The sequence below is a fragment of the Mycobacterium sp. ITM-2016-00318 genome, from assembly GCF_002968285.2.
GTDB lineage: Bacteria > Actinomycetota > Actinomycetes > Mycobacteriales > Mycobacteriaceae > Mycobacterium.
The window spans coordinates 2,473,577-2,496,194 of the sequence record NZ_CP134400.1 but is presented as its reverse complement, the minus strand read 5'-3'; the positions used below and the strand labels follow the sequence as shown (position 1 = coordinate 2,496,194).

General features: G+C 67.3%; 19 protein-coding genes. 3 read left to right on the top strand and 16 right to left on the bottom strand.

Annotated elements, in window-relative coordinates; genetic code table 11:
- Positions 1–2: 2 nt before the first annotated feature.
- Genes C6A82_RS12205 through C6A82_RS12190 form a run of 4 tightly spaced genes read right to left on the bottom strand, consistent with a single transcriptional unit; the run spans position 3 to position 5,146 of the window.
- A complete protein-coding gene (locus tag C6A82_RS12205) occupies positions 3–539 on the bottom strand; it encodes a LemA family protein (RefSeq protein ID WP_105346953.1) in 537 nt (178 codons plus the stop codon).
- Positions 533–2,362 carry a DUF2207 domain-containing protein gene (locus C6A82_RS12200; protein ID WP_311101804.1) on the bottom strand — a complete coding sequence of 610 codons (1,830 nt, stop codon included), beginning with the start codon at positions 2,360–2,362 and terminating at the stop codon, positions 533–535. The genes C6A82_RS12205 and C6A82_RS12200 overlap by 7 nt, the downstream gene beginning before the upstream one ends.
- A gap of 37 nt (positions 2,363–2,399) precedes the next feature.
- Complete coding sequence (locus C6A82_RS12195; RefSeq protein WP_105341912.1) at positions 2,400–4,346, bottom strand: primosomal protein N'; 1,947 nt, start codon at positions 4,344–4,346, stop codon at positions 2,400–2,402.
- Between the two features lie 44 nt (positions 4,347–4,390).
- Positions 4,391–5,146 carry a lysoplasmalogenase gene (locus C6A82_RS12190; RefSeq protein WP_105341908.1) on the bottom strand — a complete coding sequence of 252 codons (756 nt, stop codon included), beginning with the start codon at positions 5,144–5,146 and terminating at the stop codon, positions 4,391–4,393.
- Between the two features lie 164 nt (positions 5,147–5,310).
- Between C6A82_RS12190 and C6A82_RS12185 the strand changes: the two genes are divergently transcribed.
- A complete protein-coding gene (locus C6A82_RS12185) occupies positions 5,311–6,795 on the top strand; it encodes an NAD(P)/FAD-dependent oxidoreductase (RefSeq protein ID WP_105341910.1) in 1,485 nt (494 codons plus the stop codon).
- A 128-nt stretch (positions 6,796–6,923) separates the two neighbouring features.
- Here C6A82_RS12185 and metK read toward each other — a convergent pair whose 3' ends face one another.
- The 9 genes from metK to C6A82_RS12140 all read right to left on the bottom strand — a co-directional run bounded on the left by metK (position 6,924) and on the right by C6A82_RS12140 (position 17,107).
- Positions 6,924–8,132, bottom strand: coding sequence for a methionine adenosyltransferase (gene metK / locus C6A82_RS12180; RefSeq protein ID WP_311101803.1), 1,209 nt, complete (start codon positions 8,130–8,132; stop codon positions 6,924–6,926).
- Positions 8,133–8,259: 127 nt separating this feature from the next.
- Positions 8,260–9,501 (bottom strand): bifunctional phosphopantothenoylcysteine decarboxylase/phosphopantothenate--cysteine ligase CoaBC, encoded by a 1,242-nt coding sequence (gene coaBC, locus C6A82_RS12175; protein ID WP_105347011.1) that lies wholly within the window; start codon positions 9,499–9,501, stop codon positions 8,260–8,262.
- A gap of 11 nt (positions 9,502–9,512) precedes the next feature.
- A complete protein-coding gene (gene rpoZ / locus C6A82_RS12170) occupies positions 9,513–9,845 on the bottom strand; it encodes a DNA-directed RNA polymerase subunit omega (RefSeq protein ID WP_105347012.1) in 333 nt (110 codons plus the stop codon).
- 64 nt (positions 9,846–9,909) lie between these two features.
- A complete protein-coding gene (gmk, locus tag C6A82_RS12165; RefSeq protein WP_105347013.1) occupies positions 9,910–10,497 on the bottom strand; it encodes a guanylate kinase in 588 nt (195 codons plus the stop codon).
- A 9-nt stretch (positions 10,498–10,506) separates the two neighbouring features.
- The gene (mihF, locus tag C6A82_RS12160; RefSeq protein ID WP_003932123.1) at positions 10,507–10,824 is read right to left on the bottom strand and encodes an integration host factor, actinobacterial type; all 318 of its coding nucleotides are present in this window, start codon (positions 10,822–10,824) and stop codon (positions 10,507–10,509) included.
- 471 nt (positions 10,825–11,295) lie between these two features.
- Positions 11,296–12,117, bottom strand: coding sequence for an orotidine-5'-phosphate decarboxylase (gene pyrF / locus C6A82_RS12155; RefSeq protein ID WP_105347034.1), 822 nt, complete (start codon positions 12,115–12,117; stop codon positions 11,296–11,298).
- A 2-nt stretch (positions 12,118–12,119) separates the two neighbouring features.
- Positions 12,120–15,461 carry a carbamoyl-phosphate synthase large subunit gene (gene carB, locus C6A82_RS12150; RefSeq protein WP_105347014.1) on the bottom strand — a complete coding sequence of 1,114 codons (3,342 nt, stop codon included), beginning with the start codon at positions 15,459–15,461 and terminating at the stop codon, positions 12,120–12,122.
- Positions 15,462–16,580 (bottom strand): glutamine-hydrolyzing carbamoyl-phosphate synthase small subunit, encoded by a 1,119-nt coding sequence (gene carA, locus C6A82_RS12145; RefSeq protein ID WP_199193872.1) that lies wholly within the window; start codon positions 16,578–16,580, stop codon positions 15,462–15,464.
- Positions 16,577–17,107: a transporter gene (locus C6A82_RS12140; RefSeq protein WP_105347016.1), complete on the bottom strand. Its 531-nt coding sequence runs from the start codon at positions 17,105–17,107 to the stop codon at positions 16,577–16,579. The genes carA and C6A82_RS12140 overlap by 4 nt, the downstream gene beginning before the upstream one ends.
- Before the next feature lie 113 nt (positions 17,108–17,220).
- Between C6A82_RS12140 and C6A82_RS12135 the strand changes: the two genes are divergently transcribed.
- The gene (locus C6A82_RS12135) at positions 17,221–18,405 is read left to right on the top strand and encodes an RNA-guided endonuclease TnpB family protein (protein ID WP_105347017.1); all 1,185 of its coding nucleotides are present in this window, start codon (positions 17,221–17,223) and stop codon (positions 18,403–18,405) included.
- 47 nt (positions 18,406–18,452) lie between these two features.
- Here the strand turns inward: C6A82_RS12135 and C6A82_RS12130 are convergent, their stop codons facing one another.
- From C6A82_RS12130 to pyrR, 3 genes are read right to left on the bottom strand one after another with little or no spacing between them, the layout of a single operon-like run.
- A complete protein-coding gene (locus C6A82_RS12130; RefSeq protein WP_105347018.1) occupies positions 18,453–19,745 on the bottom strand; it encodes a dihydroorotase in 1,293 nt (430 codons plus the stop codon).
- Entirely contained in the window at positions 19,742–20,698 is a 957-nt protein-coding gene (locus C6A82_RS12125) for an aspartate carbamoyltransferase catalytic subunit (protein WP_105347019.1), read from the bottom strand. The genes C6A82_RS12130 and C6A82_RS12125 overlap by 4 nt, the downstream gene beginning before the upstream one ends.
- Positions 20,695–21,276: a bifunctional pyr operon transcriptional regulator/uracil phosphoribosyltransferase PyrR gene (pyrR, locus tag C6A82_RS12120; RefSeq protein ID WP_105347020.1), complete on the bottom strand. Its 582-nt coding sequence runs from the start codon at positions 21,274–21,276 to the stop codon at positions 20,695–20,697. Before pyrR ends, C6A82_RS12125 begins: the two co-directional genes overlap by 4 nt.
- A 126-nt stretch (positions 21,277–21,402) precedes the next feature.
- On the opposite strand from pyrR, the gene C6A82_RS12115 reads away from it, so the two are divergent.
- Positions 21,403–22,605 carry a serine hydrolase gene (locus C6A82_RS12115; protein WP_105347021.1) on the top strand — a complete coding sequence of 401 codons (1,203 nt, stop codon included), beginning with the start codon at positions 21,403–21,405 and terminating at the stop codon, positions 22,603–22,605.
- The last annotated feature ends 13 nt before the right edge of the window (positions 22,606–22,618 follow it).

The window sequence follows — 22,618 nt, the reverse complement described above, 5'->3', positions numbered from 1 at the left end:
CACTACCGCGGCGTCTGGTAGTACTCGCGTTCGGCCACACCGGAAATCGGAGCGACGAACATCCACGGAATGGTGGTGAGAAGCCGGTTCAGCGTGGCGGTCGCGTCGTTGTAGTACTGGCGCGCAAAGGCCAGCTTGCCCTCGGTGTCGGCGAGGTTGTCCTGCAGATTCAGGAAGTTGCTCGACGAGTTCAACTGCGGATAGCTCCGGCCGAGAGCCAGCACCGGCGCAAGCGCGGAGTCGAATTCTTGTTCTGCGGCACTGCGCTGCGCGACGGATGGTCCCGATGCCGCCGAGGTGAGCGCGGCTTTGGCATCGGTGACGTGGTCGAGGATGCCCTTCTCATGGGCGGCGAACGTCTGCACCGTGTGCACCAGGCTCGGAATCAAGGAGGCGCGCCGCGTCAACTCGACGTCGATGCCCGAGAGCGCTTCGTCGACCCGGACGTCGGCACTACGAATCTTGTTGTAGCCCAGCACAAAGCCGATGAGCACCAGCACCGCCAACACGAGCACGATGATCAGGAGAAGCCTCACCACGATCCGCCACCTCCTCCGCCTCCGCCACCGCCACCGCCGCCGCTGCTGGAACCACCACCGCTACTGCTGCCGCCGCCGGACGAGGACGCAGACTGCGAAGCGGTGTAGGCGCCGATCGACGAGGACAGCGCCGAGTCGAAGCTGTCGAACCCTCCTCCTGAGGACCCGCCGGCGAACCCCCAGGCCGTCGATGTCGACGACGACGAGTTGTACCAGTCGGGCTGCGGCGCGGGCGAACCCACTGTCGTCTCGTATTTCTTGGCCCACATTGCCGCTGCGCCCGCCGCTATCGCGAACGGCACATAGGCGGTGTAGAGGTCTTTGCGTGCGGAGAAGTCGAACCGTGACTCGGCCGAGTCGGTGGCCAGCATCCGGTGGAATCCGCCTGCCTGCGACCAGAGTTCGCGGCCTGCGGCGGTGCGGCGCGTTCCGACGCCGTCGGTCCATGACCGGGCGGTGAACAAGAAGAAGGCCGCGAACGGCAGGCCGATCGCCGTGATCGGGATGCCGAACCACAGGAGGAAGCAACACACCGTCGCCAGCAGCGCCACCACGTTGGCCGTGCGCACCCACAGTTCTTTCCTGTGTTTGACCATCAGACCGCTGTCGAAGGCCCACTTCTGGACGGCCTTGGCGATATCGGTCTTGGCCTTGTTGAGCTTCTCACCGGATTTGACGGTCTTCTTGGCCTCGAACTCGTCGCCGGGTCTGCAGACCCGTAGCGCAAGACCCACCTTGCGACTGACCGGGTCCAGCCGTTCCCATTCGATTTTCTCGGCCAGCCCGCGGATCCGCCAGTGTTCGTCGTTGATCTGCTGCAGCGAGATCAGCTTGCGCTCGGCGAGATAGAAGAGTGTCGCGGTGAGGGCGTTCTTGGGGACGGCCTCCGTCCGGATGTACTCGGTCTGTACCGGACCGAGTCCCGCCGGCGGTGCGTACTGCAGCGGAAAGCCCGGTGACGGTTCGACTGTCGTGCGATACCAGAGGAAGCCGCCGAGCGCGAACGCCACAGTCAGACTCAGGATCCAGGCCATATCGCTCACCGACTGGCCGAGGACGCGATCCCAGGTGTAGGGCCACAACAGTTTCTCGCTCGGCGGTGTCGGCACGTCGACACCGGCCCGAAGGGTCACCGGCGTGTGCGGGCCCAGGTAGCTCGCGGACAGCTTGACGGTGTTGCCCTCGACGGCCAGGCCGCGGCAGGGTTCACCGACGCCGTTGCCGACCGAACACTGTGCACCGGTGACATCGGCGGGCATCGTCACGGAGACCTCGGCCTGTTGGATGCGGTTGTTCCACAACCCGCCGATCACATTCCAGTAGAACACCGACTGCGCGGGCTTGGTGTCGCCGGTGGACTCGGCGAACGCCAAGTCAGCCCCGATCGAACCCGGTTCGAGCGCATGGGGAATCGAGTAACGGATCTCGAATACGTGCCTACCGAAGCTCAGATACTTGTCGGGGTCGCCGACCTTGGCCACCCGAAACCGCTTTCCCTCGGTCCACAGCATGCGATACGGCGCCGGGTCGCCGTCGAGCATCACCGAGGTGATCTCGGGGACCTGTCGCACATATGGGTCGTTGCGGTTGCTGGTGGGCCACAGCCAGAAGAGGCCGTGACGGTCGAAGGGGAATTCGGCGGTGATGGTTTCCACCGCGTCGACGCTGCCGTCGGCGTTCACGCGGAAGTCAGCCTTGAAATTGCTGAACACCACCGGGTCACCGACCGGTGGCGATTCGCCACCGCCCTTGAACACCAGCGGCCAGAGAAGCCCAAAGGCAATGAGCATCAACGGGATCGACCACCCGATTACCCGCCGCATGCCACCTCCTGCCGAGCTCCGAAGCCGGATTCTCGAACTACCCTATGTGCAACGGGTCGATTTGCACCCGAACGGGCTGTTGATCGTGCCTCGCGCTGAGCACGCCGGTGGCCCGCCGAAGCGCCGCCGCCAGCTCGAGCCCCTCGGCCCGGGGCACCCGGACCAGCATCCGGTTCACCGCGCCCGAGGCGGGCACGCCTGGCGGTCTGCGGGCTCCCGACGGCAGGTTCACAGGTCCGAGGAGTTCGGCGGAGTCGGGAAGCTCGGCCGTCTGGAGCAGCGCGTCCACGCCTTCCAGGGCGCCGTCGACGGCCGCCATGTGGGCACTGGGCGGCAATCCGACTTCGTCTCGCGCGTCGAGCTCGGCATCTGCGTGCCCGACCGGGTCCCAACGGATCAGCGCCTGCACCGTCGAAACCGTCGATTCGGCCACCACGGCGACCACGCCGCCGGCGTCGTGACTGCGGACCAACGTCGAGGCGGCCATCCAGCGGCGCAGCGTGTCCTCGGCGGCCCGCAGATCCTGCCTGCCCAGCAGCGCCCAGGCGTCGAGGAGCAGCGCGGCGCCGTAGCCTCCCTCAGCCACCGGTTCGGCGCCCGGGGTGGCGACGACCAGAGCGGGATCGGCGGTGACGGCCGACACCATGCCGTCGCCCCCGGAGGTGACCACCGCGGTGCCGGGGAAGGCCCTGCCGAGCTCCTCTGCGGTGCGGCGCGCGCCGACGACGACGGCACGCACGGCATCGGATCCGCAGCGGGCGCAGCGCAGCGCGGCCTGCTCGCGTCCACACCACCGGCAGAGCGCGCCCGAGGCGTCTCGATCCGGTAGTGACAGTGGGCCCGTGCAGTGCCTGCAGCGGGCGATGGTCCGACAGCGACCGCAGGCCAGCGCGGGTACGTAGCCCCGGCGTGGCACTTGAACCAGCACGGGGCGGCCTGCCTGTAGCGCCGTGCGCGCCGCGTGCAGTGCCATCGACGGCAACCGCGCCGTGTGTGCGGCCGGATCGCGCTCCTGGGCGAAACCGCTGTCCTCCAGCGCGATCACCCGCGGCGCCCGCGACCGCACCACTGGTCGCGCCGCGACCAGGTCGTGTGCCCACCGGCTGCGTACCATCGCCTGCGCCTCGGCGGTGCGCGAGTATCCGCCTATCATTGCGGCACAACGCAATTGGTGCGCCCGCAGCATTCCCACCTCGCGGGCGTGGGGATACGGCGCACGGGGTTCGGAGAGTGTGTCGTCGCCGTCATCCCACACCAGCACCAGCCCGAGGTCGGCGACCGGAGCGAATACCGCGCTGCGGGTTCCGATGACGACACGCGCCGACCCCCGCAGCACCGACAGCCACCGCCGGTAGCGCTGCGACGGGCCGAGCCCGGCCGACAGCGCCACCACGCGGCTCTCGTCGACGAGCCGGACGGCGGCCTCGTGCAGTGCGTCGACATCGCGCTGATCGGGCACGATCGCCAGCACCCCGCGCCCCGCTCCTGCGGTTGCCGCCGCGACTTCGGCGAGCCGGTCGGCCCACTGCTCCCCCGGCAGCGCCTGCCAGACTGCCCGCGCCGCGCGGCCGTCGCGGACGGCGGCGAAAAACTGCTCGCCCCTGTTGTATTGCGCCCACTGGGCGGTGTCGACGGATGCGACTGTCGGGGGTGCAAGGTCGGCGGGCGTCTGCTTCTCGACGTTCGCATGCCGCGGCGGAATCGCCAGCCGAAGCACGTCGGCACGGGTGCCCGCGTAGCGCGCCGCGACCGCGTCGACAAGCCTGCGCACCTCCGGCGTCAGCACACGCTCCGGGGAAACCACCCGGTCCAGCCACCCGAGCTTTCCGCCATGGTCAGACTCCGAACGCCGTTCGAGGACGAACGCGTCCACGAGACGGCCGTGGAACCGCACCCGCACCCGGACGCCGGGCTGTGCGTCATCAGACTGCTCGGCCGACACCAGGTAGTCGAAGTCGCGATCGAGGTGCGGCACCGACAGCATCGGCAGCACCCGGGCGATCGGCTCGTGCTCCGCCGCAGTCTTACTCACGCCTGTCGTCTAGCAGACGGATCAGACGTCCGGCCGAAGAAGAACCCCGCCGTGATCAGCATCAGCGATGCGGCATACGCCCACCAGATCGGCACGGCGAGGGCCTCAGATCTCAGAACGAACGTGTTGATCCCGATCATGGCGTCCGACACCGCGAAACACACTGCGCCGAGTGCGGTCCACGGAGTCGGCAGCCGGGCCAGCAGCGCCGCGCACACCATCGCGCCGAGCACCGCGATGTACACGGTGACCGGGATCGCCATATCGTCGGCGATAAGGGCTGGCCAGAACCAGACGAGCAGCGCGACACAGGCCGCAACCATCACCGCGGCGGCGGTCAGCCGCGGCGTCGAACGGGCACACAGGGGAAGCAAGGCGCCAAGGAAGCACAGATGGGCGATCAGGAAGGCGGCGAGTCCGAGTACGAACGACAGCTCCCACCACGGCATCGCCAGAAGGAAGTCGCCCGCGGCCGATCCGACCAGCGCGCCGAGCAGCCAGCGCCGCTCCCTGACCACAGGGTGCGTGAACGCCGCGGCGGCCAGCAGCACGGCCGGGGTCGCCTTGACCCCGGGCTGCAGCCAGAACTGGCCGGTGAGGTCGGCGCCCGACGGCAAGCGCAGCGCGGTGAGGATCAGGAACACGCCGTAGCACGCCGCAACCAGCACGGCCGCCAACCACAGCGTGCGGGTTCTTCGGTGCGGATTGGTGACCGACGAGAAGCCGGCGAGCCCTGCATCGGTGGAGGCCATCCGCTGAAAATACTTGACTCAACTCAACAGGCTGGGGAGTCGTCGATATTGCGCACAGGGTTGCATCGAGGTCATTGCGACAGCCCTCACCGCAAAACCGGCCGGTGTAGAACGGATTTACGCGTTAAAAAGAGGGTGTCGCGGATGAGAGGAGCCCAGACATTATGAAGCCGGTGCCCGATCACGACACCGTCATCGTCGGCGCCGGATTCTCGGGAATCGGTACCGCGATCCTGCTCGACAAGGCGGGCCTGGGCGACTACCTGCTGATCGAAGCGGCCGACGGCTGCGGCGGAACATGGCACTGGAACACCTATCCCGGCATCGCTGTTGACATCCCGTCCTTCTCCTACCAGTTCTCCTTCGAGCAGAGCGCGGACTGGACGCGCACCTACGCGCGCGGCCGCGAGTTGAAGGACTACGCAGAGCACTGCGTCGACAAGTACGGACTGCGGCCCAGGATCCGGTTCAACACCAAGGTTGCCGCCGCGGTGTTCGACGACGAGGTCGACCTCTGGCGCATCGAGACGGACTCGGGCGAAACGCTGACCGCGCGGTTCCTCGTCAACGCGGGCGGCGTGCTCACGACACCGCAGCTGCCCGACATCGACGGCGTCGATTCGTTCGCGGGCGTGACCATGCACACCGCGCGCTGGGACCACGGTCAGGACCTCACGGGCAAGCGCGTCGCGATCCTCGGCACCGGCGCCTCAGCAGTGCAGGTGATCCCCGAGATCGCGCCGATCGTCGACCATCTCGCCGTCTTCCAGCGCACGCCGATCTGGTGTTTCCCCAAGGCGGACCTGGCGCTGCCCCCCATCGCGCGTCAGGCGATGCGCCTTCCCGGTGGCAAGGCGCTGCAGCGCCTGCTCAGCCAGGCCTACGTCGAGCTGACGTTTCCGCTTGCCGCGCAGTACTTCACGGTCAACCCGATGGCCAAGCGGGCGCCGGATCTTGGCAGGGCCTTCCTTCGCAAGGAGGTCCGTGACCCCGTCGTGCGGGACAAGCTGACGCCGCGCTACGCGGTGGGATGTAAGCGACCCGGCTTCCACAACACGTACCTGTCCACGTTCAACCGGGACAACGTCAGCCTGGTCACCGAACCCATCGACAAGATCACCGGTTCCGGGGTCGCCACCACCGACGGTCAGGTTCACGAGGTCGACGTGCTGATTCTCGCAACGGGATTCAAGGTCCTCGACCCCGACGGCGTGCTGACCTACTCCGTCGCCGGGCCTGCGGGCCGCACACTGTCGGAGTACTGGACGCAGAATCGGTTGCAGGCCTACGAAGGTGTGAGCATCCCGGGCTTCCCGAACTTCTTCACCGTCTTCGGGCCATACGGCTACGTCGGCTCGTCGTACTTCGCGCTCATCGAGGCGCAGAGCCATCACATCGTCCGATGCCTCGAGCACGCGCAGCGCCGTGGCGCAGACCGGGTCGAAGTGAAGCAGGACGCCAACGACCGCTACTTCGACGAGATGATGCGCAAGCGTCATCGCCAGATCTTCTGGCAGGACAGCTGCTCGCTGGCCAACAGCTACTACTTCGACAAGAACGGCGACGTGCCGCTGCGGCCGGCCACCACGATGCACGCCTACTGGCGCAGCCGCCGGTTCCCGCTCGACGATTACGAGTTCAGCGCTTGACGCCCAAACCGACACATGGGCGGAAAAGTGGGAGTGAAACGCGCCATTTCGTCGATCTCGGCGTAGCTAGACAGAGTCTGTCGCGTCTGACTCCTCAACGCGGCTCGTACCTCGCCGCTTGATCGTCGTCAGACAGAAGCCTTCAGCTCGTCGACCTTGTTCAGCTGCTCCCACGGCAGCTCGACGTCGGTGCGGCCGAAGTGGCCGTAGGCCGCCGTCTGCGCGTAGATCGGGCGCAGCAGTTCGAGGTCGCGGACGATCGCGCCGGGCCGCAGGTCGAACACCGAGGTGATGGCCTTCTCGATGCGGTCGGGATCCACGGTCTCGGTGCCGAACGTCTCGACGAACAGGCCGACGGGGGCGGCTTTGCCGATCGCGTAGGCCACCTGGACCTCGATCCGCTCGGCCAGACCGGCTGCGACCACGTTCTTTGCCACCCAGCGCATTGCGTACGCGGCCGAACGGTCCACCTTCGAGGGATCCTTGCCCGAGAACGCCCCGCCACCGTGGCGGGCCCAGCCGCCGTAGGTGTCGACGATGATCTTGCGGCCGGTCAGACCGGCGTCGCCCATCGGGCCGCCGAGCACGAATTTTCCGGTCGGGTTGACCAGCAGCCGGTAATCGGAAGTGTCCATGGTGTCGTGTGCGAGGTCGCCGAGGACGGTGTTGACGACCTTCTCGCGGATGTCCGGGGCCAGCGTCGCCTCGAGGTCGATTCCGTCCGCGTGCTGGGTGGACAGCACGACCGTGTCCAGCCGCACCGGAGTGGTGCCCTCGTACTGCACCGTGACCTGGGTCTTGCCGTCGGGGCGCAGGTAGTCGAGCACACCGCTCTTGCGAACCTCGGTGAGCCTGCGCGAGAGCCGGTGCGCCAGCGCGATCGGCAGCGGCATCAGTTCGGGCGTGTCCTTGATCGCGTAGCCGAACATCAGCCCCTGGTCGCCCGCGCCCTGCAGGTCCAGCGGGTCGCCCGCACCCTCGACGCGAGTCTCGTGGGCGGTGTCGACGCCCTGCGCGATGTCCGGCGACTGCGCACCGATACCGATGTTCACGCCGCACGTGGTGCCGTCGAAGCCCTTGTCCGACGAGTCGTAGCCGATGTCGAGGATGCGCTTGCGCACCGTGTTGGTGATGTCGGCGAACGCCTCCTTGGCCAAGGTCGTCACCTCGCCGACGACGTGCACCTGCCCGGTGGTGACCAGGGTTTCGACTGCGACCCGCGACTTCGGGTCGTCTGCCAGCAGCGCATCGAGCACCGAGTCGCTGATCGCGTCGCAGATCTTGTCGGGGTGTCCTTCCGTCACCGACTCACTGGTGAACAGCCGACCTTCGCTCACGGTGTCATTCCTCTCGCTGCAGCTCTATAGAAAGTTAGTACATCAAATTATATGTGCGCCCTGTCGCACCCAAGCGTGTGCCCCGGCCGCGCGCAACCCTTACGCGCATGCAGTTGTGTGCGTCGGGTCACCCGCCGCCGTTGTGCAGGAAAGCCGCAATCGCGTCCACGATACGGCTGGCCATCAGAGTTTTCGAACCGTGCTCCAGCGCGGCCTCGGTTCCGTCGGCCGCCAGCAGCCAGCCTTGGTTGCTGTCCACCTCGAATGCGCGGTTCTCGCCGACGGCATTGACGACGAGCAGATCGCAACCCTTGCGGGCCAGCTTGGCGCGGGCGTGGAACAGCACGTCGCCGTTCGCGTCGCCGGTCTCGGCGGCGAACCCGACGATCGCACGCATATTGGGCAGCTGACCGTCGGTGCGTGCCCGCACCGCACCCGCCAGCACGTCATCGGTGCGCGCGAGCTCGATCGCGGTGGGTTCGGAGGCGCCCTTCTTGATCTTGTTGGTCTCGAAGTGCGCGGGCCGGAAGTCGGCGACCGCCGCGGCCATCACGAGCACGTGCGCATCGGGCGCGTGCTTGGACACCGCGTCCTTGAGCTGAGCGGCCGACCCGATGTGGACCACCTCGACGCCGGCGGGATCGATGAGCCCCGCGGTGTTGCCGGCGATCAGCGTGACGTCGGCGCCGCGCTGTGCGGCCACGCGGGCCATTGCGTAGCCCTGCTTGCCCGACGACCGGTTGCCGATGAACCGCACCGGATCGAGGGGTTCGCGGGTACCGCCGGCCGACACCAGAACCTTGACCCCCGCGAGGTCGTAAGGCAGCGCGTCACCGCGTTCGATGAGCAGCTGGGCCAGTGTGGTGATCTCCTCGGCCTCGGGAAGGCGTCCCGCGCCGCTGTCGGCCCCCGTGAGCCGCCCGCGGGCCGGTTCGAGCACGACCGCGCCGCGGCTGCGCAGCGTGGCCACGTTGTCGACGGTTGCGGGATGAAACCACATCTCGGTGTGCATTGCGGGTGCGTACAGCACCGGACACCGCGCGGTCAGAAGGGTCGCGGTCAGCAGGTCGTCGGCGCGGCCTGCGACTGCCCTGGCGAGCAGATCCGCGGTAGCGGGGGCGACGACGACCAGGTCGGCCTCCTGCCCGATCCGGACATGCGGCACCTCGTGAACGTCATCCCAGACGCCGGTGTGAACAGGATTGCCGGACAGCGCCTCGAAGGTCGCCGCGCCGACGAAGCGCAGTGCGGATTCGGTCGGAACGACCCGGACGACGTGGCCGGCCTCGGTGAGCTGACGGACCACCGTGCACGCCTTGTAGGCGGCGATGCCTCCGGATACGCCGACGATGATCCGCTTGCGGTCCACCTCGAGGGCGCCTAGCGCTCGCCGCCTTCGGGGCCACCCTCGGTGTGCTCGAGCAGGTCTTCGTGGATCTCGCGCATCGCGATGGACAGCGGCTTCTCCTGCAGACCCGGTTCGACCAGGGGGCCGACGTATTCCAGGATCCCGTCGCCGAGCTGGTTGTAGTAGTCGTTGATCTGGCGTGCGCGCTTGGCGGCGTAGATCACCAGCGCGTACTTGCTCGACGCGCGGTCCAGCAGCTCATCGATGGGCGGGTTGGTGATGCCCAACGGTGTGTCGTAGCCGCTGTGGGCCGAGTCGATATTCTCGACGGCGGCCAACGGCGTGTCGGCGTGCGGGGTGCTCACGAAAAAATCTCCTGGCGTTTCAGTGAAAAACTCGAATAGCTTGCGGGCCGGATCCGGCGCTTCGCTATCTGGGGACCACCAGCAAGGATACCAATTCAGCGCAGGCTGACTCCAATTGACTGTTCACGACGATGCGGTCGAAGTCGTGTTGGGCGGCCAGTTCGGCTCGAGCCGTCGCCAGCCTGCGGTTCATCACCTCGGGCGTCTCGGTGCCCCTGCCGGTCAACCTGCTCTCGAGCGCCTCCCAGCTCGGCGGGGCGAGAAAGACCGTCAGCGCCTCTGGCATCGCCTTTTTGACGGCGCGGGCGCCCGCCAGGTCGACTTCGATGAGCACGGGATGACCCGCCGATGTTGCGGTCCGAATCGGTTCGGCGGGTGTTCCGGACCGGTGCAACCCGCCGTGAATCTCGGCCCACTCGAGGAGTTGGCCGTCGTCGATCAGCTGCTGGAAGCGCTCGGGCGAGATGAACGAATAGTCCAGGCCGTCGACCTCACCGGGACGCGGGGCCCTTGTGGTCACAGAAACGCTGAAATGCAGTTCGGGTATGCGTTCGCGCAGACAACGCACGACTGTCGACTTCCCGACGGCAGACGGACCGGACAACACTACGACCGGGGCCTTGTGCGTGTCCGGTCCTCCGCCTTCGCTCACTGACCTCCCTTACGAGAAGTCGAACTTTTCCAGCAGCGCCTTCCGCTGACGGTCGCCCAGGCCGCGCAGACGGCGGGTGGGGGCGATCTCGAGCTCTGTCATGATTTCCTGCGCCTTGACCTTGCCGACCTTGGGCAACGCCTCCAGGAGCGCAGAAACCTTCATCTTGCCCAAGACCTCGTCGGTCTCGGCATCCTTCAGCACCTGCTTGAGGTTGGTGCCGCCGCGCTTGAGCCGATCCTTGAGTTCGGCACGTGCTCGACGTGCGGCAGCAGCCTTCTCCAACGCTGCCGCGCGCTGTTCGTCGGTCAACTGGGGAAGGGCCACGGGTTCCTCCGTCTCATCACGATTACTTTTTTATCTTGACTGGTCACAACACCAGCCAGCAGCGACGACCGTACCCACGCATCCTGACGAAAGCGAACCCCACCCCCGGGTTTCTTGGCCAAAAGCCCAGCTTGCTCGCCGCAGTCTCCGTCGGCCGCCGAAACGCGTGGGAACAGTGTGATTGGCGGGATTTGCCTGGAAATGCCTGTTCATCGGGGGTTTTGGGGCCATTTCGGGCGTACGAACGGCGCCCGAAGCGGGGAATCCCGTGGCTCGGCGCGTCTGTGAACCTTCAAAAAAAGAAAATTTTGCCTGGTCACCGCGTTTCGGGCGTGTCGTGGCGGGATTGCGTCGATGTGCTGATGCCCGCGCAAGCGGCCAACGACGTTGTGTAGTAGGCCGCTTCTCGGCATAGCTGTCCTGGTGTGTCCGTAACTCGCCCCCGCTCCGCGGGCGGCACGTCATAGGCGCTCAGGCCAGGTAAGCCACTGCATCTCGAAGTCTCTCGGCCGCCTCGCGCAGCGCTGTCGCGTCGGGACCTGCACGCAGAATCTCCCGCGACACCGCGGGCAGCAGCTGACCGGGCCGTGCGCCTGCGAAGCCGCGTAGCTTCTCCGGTCGGCCCCCCTGCGCACCGACGCCGGGGACCAGCACGGGGCCGTTCAGCGCGCTCACGTCGGGAGGCGACGACAGGGTGGCGCCGACGACGACTCCGACCGAGCCGAGTTCGGCCCCCTCGGCGTTGAGGGCGGCGGCGTCGTCGACGATCGACTGCGCCACCGTCCGGTCGCCGGTGAGTGCTCCCTGGACGCTCGCGCCCTCGGGATTGGAGGTGGCGGCGAGGACGAACACGCCACGGCCGCGCGCCGCCGCAAGGTCCAAAAGCGGTTGCAGCGAGCCGAATCCGAGGTAGGGCGAGGCCGTGACGGCGTCGGCGGCGAGCGGGGATTCGCCGCTCCAGGCGGCGGCGTAAGCGGCCATCGTGGAGCCGATGTCGCCGCGTTTGGCGTCGGCGAGAACCAGGACACCGGCGGTGCGCAGCGCCGCGATGACGTCCTCGAGCGCCGCGTAGCCCGCGGCGCCGTACGCCTCGAAGAACGCCACCTGCGGTTTGACCACCGCGAAGTCGGCGAACACCTCGACGCAGATGTCGCAGAACTCGCGCAGTCCGTCGGCATCGGTCGTCAGGCCCCACGATGTCAGCAACTCGGGGTGTGGATCGATGCCCGGGCACAGCGGACCGCGCTCCGATATCGCATCGGCGAGTCGCCGACCGAACGCCGAAGCCGAAATGGTCAAGCCGGCCCCAGCGCGCTGTGCAGCTCTTGCAGCGACATCACGCCGATGTCGTCGCGTATCCCGGCCTCGATGCCCTGCACCGCCGCCGACGCGCCCTGCACCGTCGTCACGCACGGGATGTTCATCGCTACCGCCGCCGACCGGATCTCATAGCCGTCGATACGCGGACCGGAGTTGCCGTAGGGGGTGTTGATCACCATGTCGACGTCGCCTGCCTTGATGGCGTCCACCGCAGACACGGCGGGCCTGCCCTCACCGGGCGGTTCGAAATGCTTACGCACCTCGTCGCATGGAATGCCGTTGCGCCGCAGCATCTCTGCGGTCCCCCCGGTGGCAAGCACCCGGAACCCGAGGTCGGCCAGCCGCTTCACGGGGAACACCAGCGATCGCTTGTCGCGGTTGGCGACCGAGACGAACACCGTGCCCTGCGCCGGAAGCGACCCGTATGCGGCGGTCTGGCTCTTGGCGAAGGCGCTGCCGAAGTTGTTGTCGATGCCCATGACTTCGCCCGTCGACTTCATCTCCGGGCCGAGCAGCGAGTCGATGTTGGAGCCGTCGGCCTTGCGGAAGCGGTGGAACGGGAGCACGGCCTCCTTCACCGCAACCGGAGCGTTGCGCGGCGTCGTCGCCCCGTCCCCCGTCGCCGCCAGCACGCCTTCGTCGCGAAGCTCGGCGATGGTCGCGCCCAACATGATCCGCGCGCACGCTTTGGCCAGCGGTATCGCGGTCGCCTTGGACACGAACGGCACGGTGCGGCTGGCGCGCGGATTGGCCTCGAGGACATAGAGAACGTCGTCCTTCAGGGCGTATTGCACGTTGAGCAGTCCGACGACGCCGATGCCGTGGGCGATCGCCTCGGTGGCCTTGCGAACCGACTCGATATCGCTGCGGCCCAACGTCACCGGCGGCAGTGCGCACGCCGAGTCGCCGGAGTGGATGCCGGCCTCTTCGATGTGCTCCATGATCCCGCCGATGTACACGTCGGAGCCGTCGCAGAGGGCGTCGACGTCGATCTCGATGGCGTCCTCGAGGAAGCGGTCGACAAGGACGGGGTGCTCGGGTGAGAGTTCGGTGGCGCGGGTGATGTAGCCCTCGAGGGTGTCCTCGTCGTAGACGATCTCCATGCCGCGCCCGCCGAGCACGTAGGACGGTCGCACCAGCACGGGATAACCGATGTCGGCGGCGATGCGGCGAGCCTGCTCGAAGCTGGTGGCGGTGCCGAACCGGGGGGCGGGCAGCCCGGCGGTGTTGAGCACCTCGCCGAACGCACCGCGGTCCTCTGCAAGATCGATGGCCTTCGGACTGGTGCCGACGATCGGGACGCCCGCCTTCTCCAACCGCTCGGCCAGCCCGAGCGGGGTCTGGCCACCGAGTTGCACGATGGCGCCGACGACGCCGGGACCGCCTGCGCCGGAGGCTGATTCGGCGTAGTAGATCTCGAGGACGTCTTCGAAGGTCAGCGGTTCGAAGTACAGCCGGTCGGCGGTGTCGTAGTCGGTGGATACCGTCTCGGGGTTGCAGTTGATCATCACGGTCTCGAATCCGGCGTCCGACAGCGTGGTCGCGGCGTGCACGCAGCTGTAGTCGAACTCGATGCCCTGACCGATGCGGTTCGGGCCGGATCCCAGGATCAGCACCTTGGGTTTCTCGGTCTGCGGCGCGACCTCGGTTTCGGCGGCGGGGTCCAGTTCATAGCTGCTGTAGTGGTACGGCGTCTTCGCCTCGAACTCGGCCGCGCACGTGTCGACGGTCTTGTAGACGGGGTGGATGCCGAGGCGTTGGCGCAGCGCACGCACGCCGACCTCGCCGGCAAGCTCGGGCCGCAGCGCGGCGATCTGCCGGTCCGACAGCCCGCTGTGCTTGCTTTTCCTCAACAGCTCTTCGTCGAGCACGGGTGCGTCGAGCAGTTCGATGCGCAACGCCACCAGGCCGTTGATCTGCTCGACGAACCACGGGTCCACGCCGGAGGCCGCCGCGACCTCGTCGACGGACGCGCCCAGTCGCAGCGCCAACTCGATGTCGTAGACCCTGCCGTCGGTCGGCGTCTTCAGCCGCTCGAGCACCTCTTCGACGCTCCCCTCGGGATCGGCGCCGGTCCAGAAGCCCGCGCGGCCGGTCTCCAGCGAGCGCATCACCTTGCCGAGCGCTTCGATGAAGTTGCGGCCCAACGACATCGCCTCGCCGACGGATTTCATCGTGGTGGTCAGCGTTGGATCGGCGCCGGGGAACTTCTCGAACGCGAACCTCGGCGCTTTGACGACGACGTAGTCGAGCGTCGGCTCGAAGCAGGCGGGCGTTTCCTTGGTGATGTCGTTGAGGATCTCGTCGAGCGTGTAGCCGATCGCCAGCTTCGCGGCAATCTTGGCGATCGGGAAGCCCGTTGCCTTGGAGGCCAACGCCGAGGACCGCGATACGCGCGGGTTCATCTCGATGACGATCAGCCTGCCGTCTTCGGGGTTGATCGCGAACTGGATGTTGCAGCCGCCGGTGTCGACGCCGACCTCGCGCAGGATCGCGATGCCGAGGTCACGCATCCGCTGATATTCGCGGTCGGTCAGGGTCATCGCAGGCGCGACGGTGACCGAGTCGCCGGTGTGCACGCCCATCGGGTCGAAGTTCTCGATCGAGCAGACCACCACCACGTTGTCGTGATGGTCACGCATGAGTTCGAGCTCGAACTCCTTCCACCCGTAGATGGATTCCTCGATCAGCACGTTGGCACTCGGCGAGGCGGCGAGGCCGTCGCCGGCCATCCGGTCGACGTCTTCGGCGGAGTACGCCATGCCCGAGCCGAGGCCGCCCATCGTGAAGGACGGCCGCACCACGACCGGCAGGCCGAGTTCACCAACGGTCTCGCGGACTTCCTCCATGGTGAAACAGACACGGGAGCGGGCGGATTCACCTCCGACCTTGGCCACGATGTCCTTGAACCGCTGCCTGTCCTCGCCACGTTGGATCGCCTCGAAGTCGGCGCCGATCATCTCGACGTTGTACCGGTCGAGCACGCCGTTGTCGTAGAGAGCCACAGCGGTGTTGAGCGCGGTCTGCCCGCCCAGCGTTGCCAGCAGGGCGTCGATCTTGTTGCCTCGCTCGGCCTGCTGCGCGATGACCCGTTCGACGAACGCCGGGGTGATCGGCTCGATGTAGGTGTTGTCGGCGTATTCGGGATCGGTCATGATCGTCGCGGGGTTGGAGTTGATGAGGGTTACCTGGAGCCCCTCGGCGCGCAGCACCCGGCAGGCCTGTGTGCCGGAGTAGTCGAATTCCGCGGCCTGCCCGATGAGAATCGGCCCGGAGCCGATGACCAGGACGTGGTTCAGATCGGTTCGCCTCGGCATCTAGCGTCCCTCCGACATCAGGTCGACGAACTGGTCGAAGAGGTAGTTGGCATCGTGTGGGCCGGCCGCCGCCTCCGGGTGGTATTGCACCGAGAAGGCGCGCCCGTCAACGAGTCTGATGCCTTCGACCACGCCGTCGTTGGCGCAGGTGTGACTGACCTCCGCCGGACCGAACGGGGTGTCGAACCGCTCGCCTGCTTCGCCTTCCAACGCGAACCCGTGGTTCTGCGCGGTGACCGCGACCCGCCTCGTGATGTGGTCGATGACGGGCACGTTGATGCCGCGGTGGCCGAACACCATCTTGTACGTCGATCGGCCGAGAGCGCGGCCGAGGATCTGGTTGCCGAAGCAGATGCCGAACAGCGGGATTCCGGCGCCGAGCACCTCCCGGGTGACGCCGACGATGTGGTCGGCGGTGGCCGGGTCACCCGGCCCGTTGGACAGGAATACGCCGTCGGGCTCGAGTTCGGCGACCTGGTCGAAGGTCGCCGACGACGGCAGGACGTGGCTGCGGATGCCTCGTCGCGCGAAGTTTCGGGGCGTGTTGGTCTTGATGCCGAGGTCGATCGCGGCGACGGTGAACCGTGGTTCCGCATCGGGTTCGACGACGTAGCTGCCGTCGGTGCTGACCTGGCCTGCCAGATCGGCGCCCAGCATCGAGGCCTGGTCCCTGACCCGTTTCAGCAGCTCGTCGGGTTCGGCGAGCGCGGCACCGGAGAAGATTCCGGCCTTCATCGAACCGAAGTTGCGTAGGTGGCGCACCACGGCGCGGGTGTCGATACCGGCGATTCCGACGACGCCCTGCCGGACGAGTTCGTCTTCGAGGGTTCCCGTCGCCCGCCAGTTGGAGGCCCGCGGCGAAGGGTCGCGCACGGCATAGCCGGCGACCCAGATCTTGTCACCGCGGCTCTCGGCATCCTCGTGGTTCCAGCCGGTGTTGCCGATCTGCGGGGCGGTGGCGATCACGATCTGGCGGTGATAGCTGGGGTCGGTGAGCGTTTCCTGGTAGCCCGACATACCGGTGGAGAACACCGCTTCGCCCAGCGTCTCTCCGACGGCGCCGAACGACGTGCCGGTGAAGATCCGTCCGTCGTCGAGCACCAGTACGGCTTTGCTCATACGGCTTCCTCCTCCCCCAGCCATTGGGCGTACTCCGCGCGATCGTTGCCGCGGAATCCGGTGTCGATTTCTGTGCCCGACGGTAGCCGCCATCTGATCGCGAGGATGCCCGCATGGGTCATGACCTTGCCTGCGATCCCGAATTCGGTGCGGATCGCGATGATCGACTCGTGGGGTATCCAGATCGGCTGGGCCCCGGTTCGCTGCAGCATGATGCCCTCGGGATAGCGGGTCAGCACCGCTTTCGTGCGATAGCCGAGGTCGCCGACCGCGATGCGGTCTCCCCCGCAAGCGGGAGGTGCCCCCAGCCACTCGGGCGCAAGAGTGCTGCCCACATAGAGACCTTTGGTCGGGGGCACGATCGCCTCGCCGACGGTGTCGGGCATCGGCGGAAGCGCGCCGATCAGCTCCGCCTGCCGCTGGGCGCGGTGGCGCCAGCCCCTCAAGATCGACTGAACCGCCAGCCCCAGCGCCACCGCGAGCACGGCGGCGACGATCAGCGATCCCACGAGCGTGCCGGTGTTCATCGAAGCCTCTTCGGGGCGGAAACCTCGGATTTCAATTCGCGAAGGAGGTCGACCCCGAGGGTGGCGGCGGTGCTGGGGCCAGGGATGTCGGTGCCCGTGGCTACTTTGCGGATATGTCGCGGTTCCGACTGTTGCCAACCACGGAGCAGGAAGAGGTCTTGTTGGCGCATTGTGGGCATGCGCGGTTTGTATGGAATCTGGCGGTAGAGCAGCAACAGCACTGGCAACCGGGCCGCAAGGCTCCTGGCTACGTCGAACAGGCTGCACAGTTGACGGAGGCTCGCGCCGAGTACGGGTGGCTTCGTGCCGGGAGTCAGACCGTGCAGCAGCAGGCGCTCCGAGATTTCAACCAGGCAATGCAGAACTTCTTCTGCGGCACGCATCGTCGACCGACATGGCGTAAAGCGAATTTGCACGAGGGGTTTCGGCAGGTCGCGGTCAAACCGCGTCACATCGAGCGGCTGAACCGCCACGTCGGTCGCGTGTGGGTTCCCAAGGTGGGCTGGGTGCGGTTTCGGCTGTCGCGACCCTTGGGCGCGGGGGTCAAGTCCTACCGGGTCGCCCGTGACCGGTCCGGCCGCTGGCACATCGCATTCGCCCACATCCCTGACCCGATCTCCGGGCCGCATGACCGCAGTGTGGTGGGCATCGACCGCGGTGTCGCCGTGTCGGCCGCACTGTCGACCGGTGAACTGTTGCACGCACCCAGTCTGACTCGCGGTGAGGCCAAGCGGTTGAGGGTGTTGCAGCAGCGGCTCGCCCGGGCCAAGCGCGGCTCCCACCGGCGCGCGCGAACGAGACTGGCGATCGCGAAACGCAGGGCGCGCGAGGTCGATCGGCGCAAGGACTGGGTCGAGAAGACGACTACTGACATTGCTCGCCGCTTCGATACGATCAGGCTCGAAGCTCTCGACGTGCGGGCGATGGCCCGCACTGCACGTGGAACTGTCGAGGAGCCCGGTGCGGGTGTTGCTCAGAAGCGCGGGCTGAACCGGGCCATACACCGAAGTGGGTGGGGCCTTTTCGCCGCGCGTCTGCAGACTAAAGCTTACGGCCGGGTCGAACAGATACCGGCCGCATATACGTCGCAACGTTGCTCGGTGTGCGGGCACGTCGCTCCTGGGAACCGCAAGAGCCAAGCGGTTTTCGAGTGCGAAGCCTGCACTGCTGGCCGGTGCAACGCCGACGTCAACGCTGCACGCAACATCGCCGCCGGACGGGCGGTGACAGCACGGGGAGACCTCGCCACTAGGCGGTCTGCGAACCGTGAACCTCAACTCTCTGCTCCTGCCGCCTAGTCGATGGGATCGGGTTGGAATCCCCGGACGTTAGTCCGGGGAGGACGTCAAGCCGGCGATTTTCCGTCCCTCGCGGTGACATTGCCACGTAACAGGGTCAAGGTCACAGCGCCGGGCAGCGTCATGGATTCATACGGGGTGTTGTCCGACCGGCTGGCCATCTCGGCGCCCGCCACCGTCCACGTGGCTTCGGGGTCGACGACGGTGAGGTTGGCGGGTTCCCCCACCTCCAGCGGTCTGCCCTGATCGGGCAGCCCCACAATGCGCGCCGGGTTCTCGCTCATCACCCTGGCGACGTCGCGCCATGTGAAGAGCCCCGGGCGGACCATCGTCTCGACGACGACCGACAGCGCGGTCTCCAGACCGAGCATGCCGGGCCTGGCGTTGGCGAACTCGCACATCTTCTCGTGTTCGGCGTGCGGCGCGTGGTCGGTGGCGACGCAGTCGATGACGCCGTCGACGAGCGCCTGGCGCAGCGCCTCGGCATCGTCGGACTCACGCAGCGGCGGGTTGACCCGATTGCGACCGTCGTAGGTCGCGAGCCTGGCGTCGTCGAGCAGCAGGTGGTGGGGCGTCACCTCGGCGGTGATCGAAATGCCTTGTTCCTTGGCCCATCTGATGATCTCGACCGTGCCCGCTGTCGACGCGTGACAGATGTGCACCCTGGCCCCGGCGTCGCGGGCCAGCAGCGCGTCGCGCGCGACGATGGACTCCTCTGCGGCGCGCGGCCAGCCGGAGAGCCCGAGACGGGCGGCGTTGGGCCCTTCGTGGGCGACGGCGCCGACGGTCAGCCGCGGTTCCTCGGCGTGTTGGGCGATCAGCACGCCGAGACCGGTGGCGTACTCGAGGGCGCGGCGCATCACCAACGGGTCGTGCACGCAGATGCCGTCGTCGGAGAACATCCGAACCTGCGCGGCGCCTGCGGCCATCATGCCCATCTCGGTCAGCTGTGTTCCGGTCAGACCCATGGTCACCGCACCGACCGGGTGGACGTCGACGAGACCGACCTGCTGGCCGCGGTGCCACACGTGGTCGGTCACCACCGGGCTGTCGGCGACGGGTGTGGTGTTGGCCATCGCGAACACCGCGGTATAGCCGCCGAGAGCTGCTGCTGCCGAACCGGTTTCGATGTCCTCGGCGTACTCGCGGCCTGGCTCGCGCAGGTGGGTGTGCAGGTCGACGAAGCCGGGCAGCAGGATCTGGCCGGAGGCGTCGACGGCGTCGGCATCGTCGGCGATGGACAGATCCGCGCCGATGTCGGCGATCTGGCCGTCGTCGACCAGCACGTCGACCCGCTCGCCTTCGCCGTAGAGCTGTACGCCCCTGATGAGCACGCTCATGCGCTGACCGCCTCGTCCTCTGCGCCGACCAGCAGGTGGAACAGCACCGCCATCCTGATATGCACACCGTTGGAAACCTGTTGCAGCACAGCCGATTGCGTGGAGTCTGCGACGGACGACGAGATCTCCATGCCGCGCAGCATGGGGCCCGGGTGCAGAACCACCGCGTTGCCGGGCAGCAGGGCCTGCCGTTTCCCCGAGAGCCCGTAGCGCACCGAGTACTCGCGGGCCGACGGGAAGAAGCCGCCGGTCATGCGTTCGGCCTGCACCCGCAGCATCAGCACGGCGTCGGCGGTGGGCAGTTCGGCGTCGAGGTCGTGCGACACCGCCACCGGCCAGCCCGCCACCCCGACGGGCAGCAGCGTCGGCGGCGCGACGAGAACCACCTCGGCGCCGAGGGTGTGCAGTAGCAGGACGTTGGACCGGGCCACGCGGCTGTGCAGCACGTCGCCGACGATCACCACTCGCTTGCCCTCGATGCCGCCGAGGCGCTGGCGGATGGTCAACGCGTCGAGGAGCGCCTGGGTCGGATGCTCGTGGGTGCCGTCACCGGCATTGATCACCGACGGGCCGCCGCCGTCTTCGGTGGCCGTCCACTCGGCGAGCTGTTGTGCCGCCCCTGAGGCGGGGTGGCGGATGATCAGCGCGTCGGCGCCGGCCGCCCGCAGCGTCAGCGCGGTATCGCGCAGCGACTCTCCCTTGGCCACCGACGACCCGGACGAACTGACGTTGATGACGTCCCCGCTCATCCACTTGCCCGCCACCTCGAACGACACCCTGGTTCGAGTGGAGTTCTCGTAGAACATCGTGATGACGGTGCGACCGCGCAGGGTCGGCAGCTTCTTGATCTCGCGGCCGAGCAGCGACTCGGCGAACCGGTCGGCGTCGTCGAGGATCGCGGTCGCCTCGGCGCGGGTGAGGTCTGCCGCGGAGAGCAGGTGTCGGGGGCTCATCGGGGCGGCCCTCCGTGCGATGCGATGGCCACACCGTCGAATCCGTCATGCTCGGTAAGGCGGACCTTGATGTTGTCGCTGCGCGAGGTGGGCACGTTCTTGCCGACGTAGTCGGCCCTCAGCGGGAACTCCCGGTGCCCGCGGTCGACGAACACCGCCAGCTGGACCGCCCGCGGCCGTCCGACGTCGCGCAACGCATCGAGTGCGGCGCGCACCGTGCGGCCCGAGTACAGCACGTCGTCGACCAGGACGACGACCGTACCGTCGATGCCTTCGTCGGGGATCGACGTCACCTCCAGCGGCCGCGGCGGCTTGGTGTTGAGGTCGTCACGGTAGAGCGTGATGTCAAGGGCGCCGTGCGGGACGTCGACGCCGGCGAACTCCTTGATCTTGTCGGCGATCCTGGCTGCCAGCGCGACGCCGCGGGTGGGAATGCCGAGCAAGATGACGCGGGGGGCATCGGAACCGTCGAGGGCGGTCTTCTCGATGATCTCGTGGGAGATGCGGGAAATGGTCCTACCGACGTCCGCCGCGGTCATCAGTTCCCGGTCGGTGTCGGAAGAGTCGGTGGCGCCCAAGGGCCCTGACCTCCTTCTCCGCCTCTCTGGACGGATCGTTAAAGGACGTCGAACTGCCGGGCAGCTTAACACCCGTTGCACAACCGGCCGTCAGCGACACCAACCGCCCTGAGTAACCTGGCGGCGGTGAATCTCGACGGCAACCGCAGTTCTATCAACGAGGCGATCGACGGCGGTCTGTTGTCCGGCGCGGTCACGCTGGTATGGCAGGCCGGTGAGGTGCTCCAGGTCAACGAACTCGGCTACCGCGACGTCGAAGCCCGGCTGCCGATGCGGCGCGACACCATGTTCCGCATCGCCTCGATGACCAAACCCGTCACCGTCGCCGCGGCGATGACGCTTGTCGACGAACGCAGGCTGGCGCTGACGGATCCGGTGACGAAGTGGCTGCCGGAGTTGGCCGATCTTCGGGTGATGACCGACCCCCGCGGCTCACTGGACGACACGGTTCCCGCAGAGCGGCCGATCACCGTCGACGATCTGATGACCCATCGGAGCGGTTTCGCGTATGTGTTCTCGGTGCTCGGTCCGCTGGCGCGTGCGTACGGGAAGCTGTCGCACCGCCAGGACCAGGACGGCTGGCTCACCGATCTGGCCAGGCTTCCGTTGACGCATCAACCCGGCGCACGGCTGACCTACAGCGTGTCGACCGATGTGCTGGGCATTGTTCTCTCGAGGATTGAGGGCAAGCCGTTGGCCGAGGTGCTGAGAGAGCGCATCCTCGAACCGGTCGGCATGCCGGACACCGGATTCAGCGTCGGACCGACCGGGCGGCAACGCGCGGCGACGATGTATCAGCTCGCCGGCGACACGCTCCGTCATGACTCGATGGGGCCTGCACCCATCAGTGATCCGCCGCTGTGCAGCGGCGGGGCGGGGCTGTGGTCGACGGTCGACGACTATCTGCGCTTCGTGCGCATGCTTCTCGCGTTCGGAACGCTCGATGGAAACCGGGTGCTCTCCGAAGATTCGGTGCATTTGATGAGGACAGATCGGCTGACCGATGAGCAGCGGCAGTATCCGTTCCTCGGCATGCCGTACTGGATCGGTCGCGGGTTCGGTTTGAATCTGTCGGTCGTCACAGACCCGGCGAAGTCGCGGCAACTGTTCGGCCCCGGCGGCAAGGGCACGTTCACGTGGCCGGGGGCATTCGGGACATGGTGGCAGGCCGACCCGTCGGCCGACCTCATCATGCTGTACCTGATCCAGAACCACCCCGACATGTCGGGCGACTCCGCCGCCGCGGTGGCGGGCAACACGTCGTTGGCCAAACTCCAAGGCGTGCAACCGAAATTCGTGCGACGTACCTATCAGGCGCTGAACATCTAGGCCTGACAGGACC

Excerpts from the sequence above, each read along its gene's own strand:
- C6A82_RS12200 (WP_311101804.1), bottom strand. The coding sequence starts at position 2,362 with ATGCGGCGGGTAATCGGGTGGTCGATCCCGTTGATGCTCATTGCCTTT.
- C6A82_RS12195 (WP_105341912.1), bottom strand. The coding sequence starts at position 4,346 with ATGCTGTCGGTGCCGCACCTCGATCGCGACTTCGACTACCTGGTGTCG.
- C6A82_RS12190 (WP_105341908.1), bottom strand. The coding sequence starts at position 5,146 with ATGGCCTCCACCGATGCAGGGCTCGCCGGCTTCTCGTCGGTCACCAAT.
- C6A82_RS12185 (WP_105341910.1), top strand. The coding sequence starts at position 5,311 with ATGAAGCCGGTGCCCGATCACGACACCGTCATCGTCGGCGCCGGATTC.
- carB (WP_105347014.1), bottom strand. The coding sequence starts at position 15,461 with ATGCCGAGGCGAACCGATCTGAACCACGTCCTGGTCATCGGCTCCGGG.
- carA (WP_199193872.1), bottom strand. The coding sequence starts at position 16,580 with ATGAGCAAAGCCGTACTGGTGCTCGACGACGGACGGATCTTCACCGGC.
- C6A82_RS12140 (WP_105347016.1), bottom strand. The coding sequence starts at position 17,107 with ATGAACACCGGCACGCTCGTGGGATCGCTGATCGTCGCCGCCGTGCTC.
- C6A82_RS12135 (WP_105347017.1), top strand. The coding sequence starts at position 17,221 with ATGTCGCGGTTCCGACTGTTGCCAACCACGGAGCAGGAAGAGGTCTTG.
- C6A82_RS12130 (WP_105347018.1), bottom strand. The coding sequence starts at position 19,745 with ATGAGCGTGCTCATCAGGGGCGTACAGCTCTACGGCGAAGGCGAGCGG.
- C6A82_RS12125 (WP_105347019.1), bottom strand. The coding sequence starts at position 20,698 with ATGAGCCCCCGACACCTGCTCTCCGCGGCAGACCTCACCCGCGCCGAG.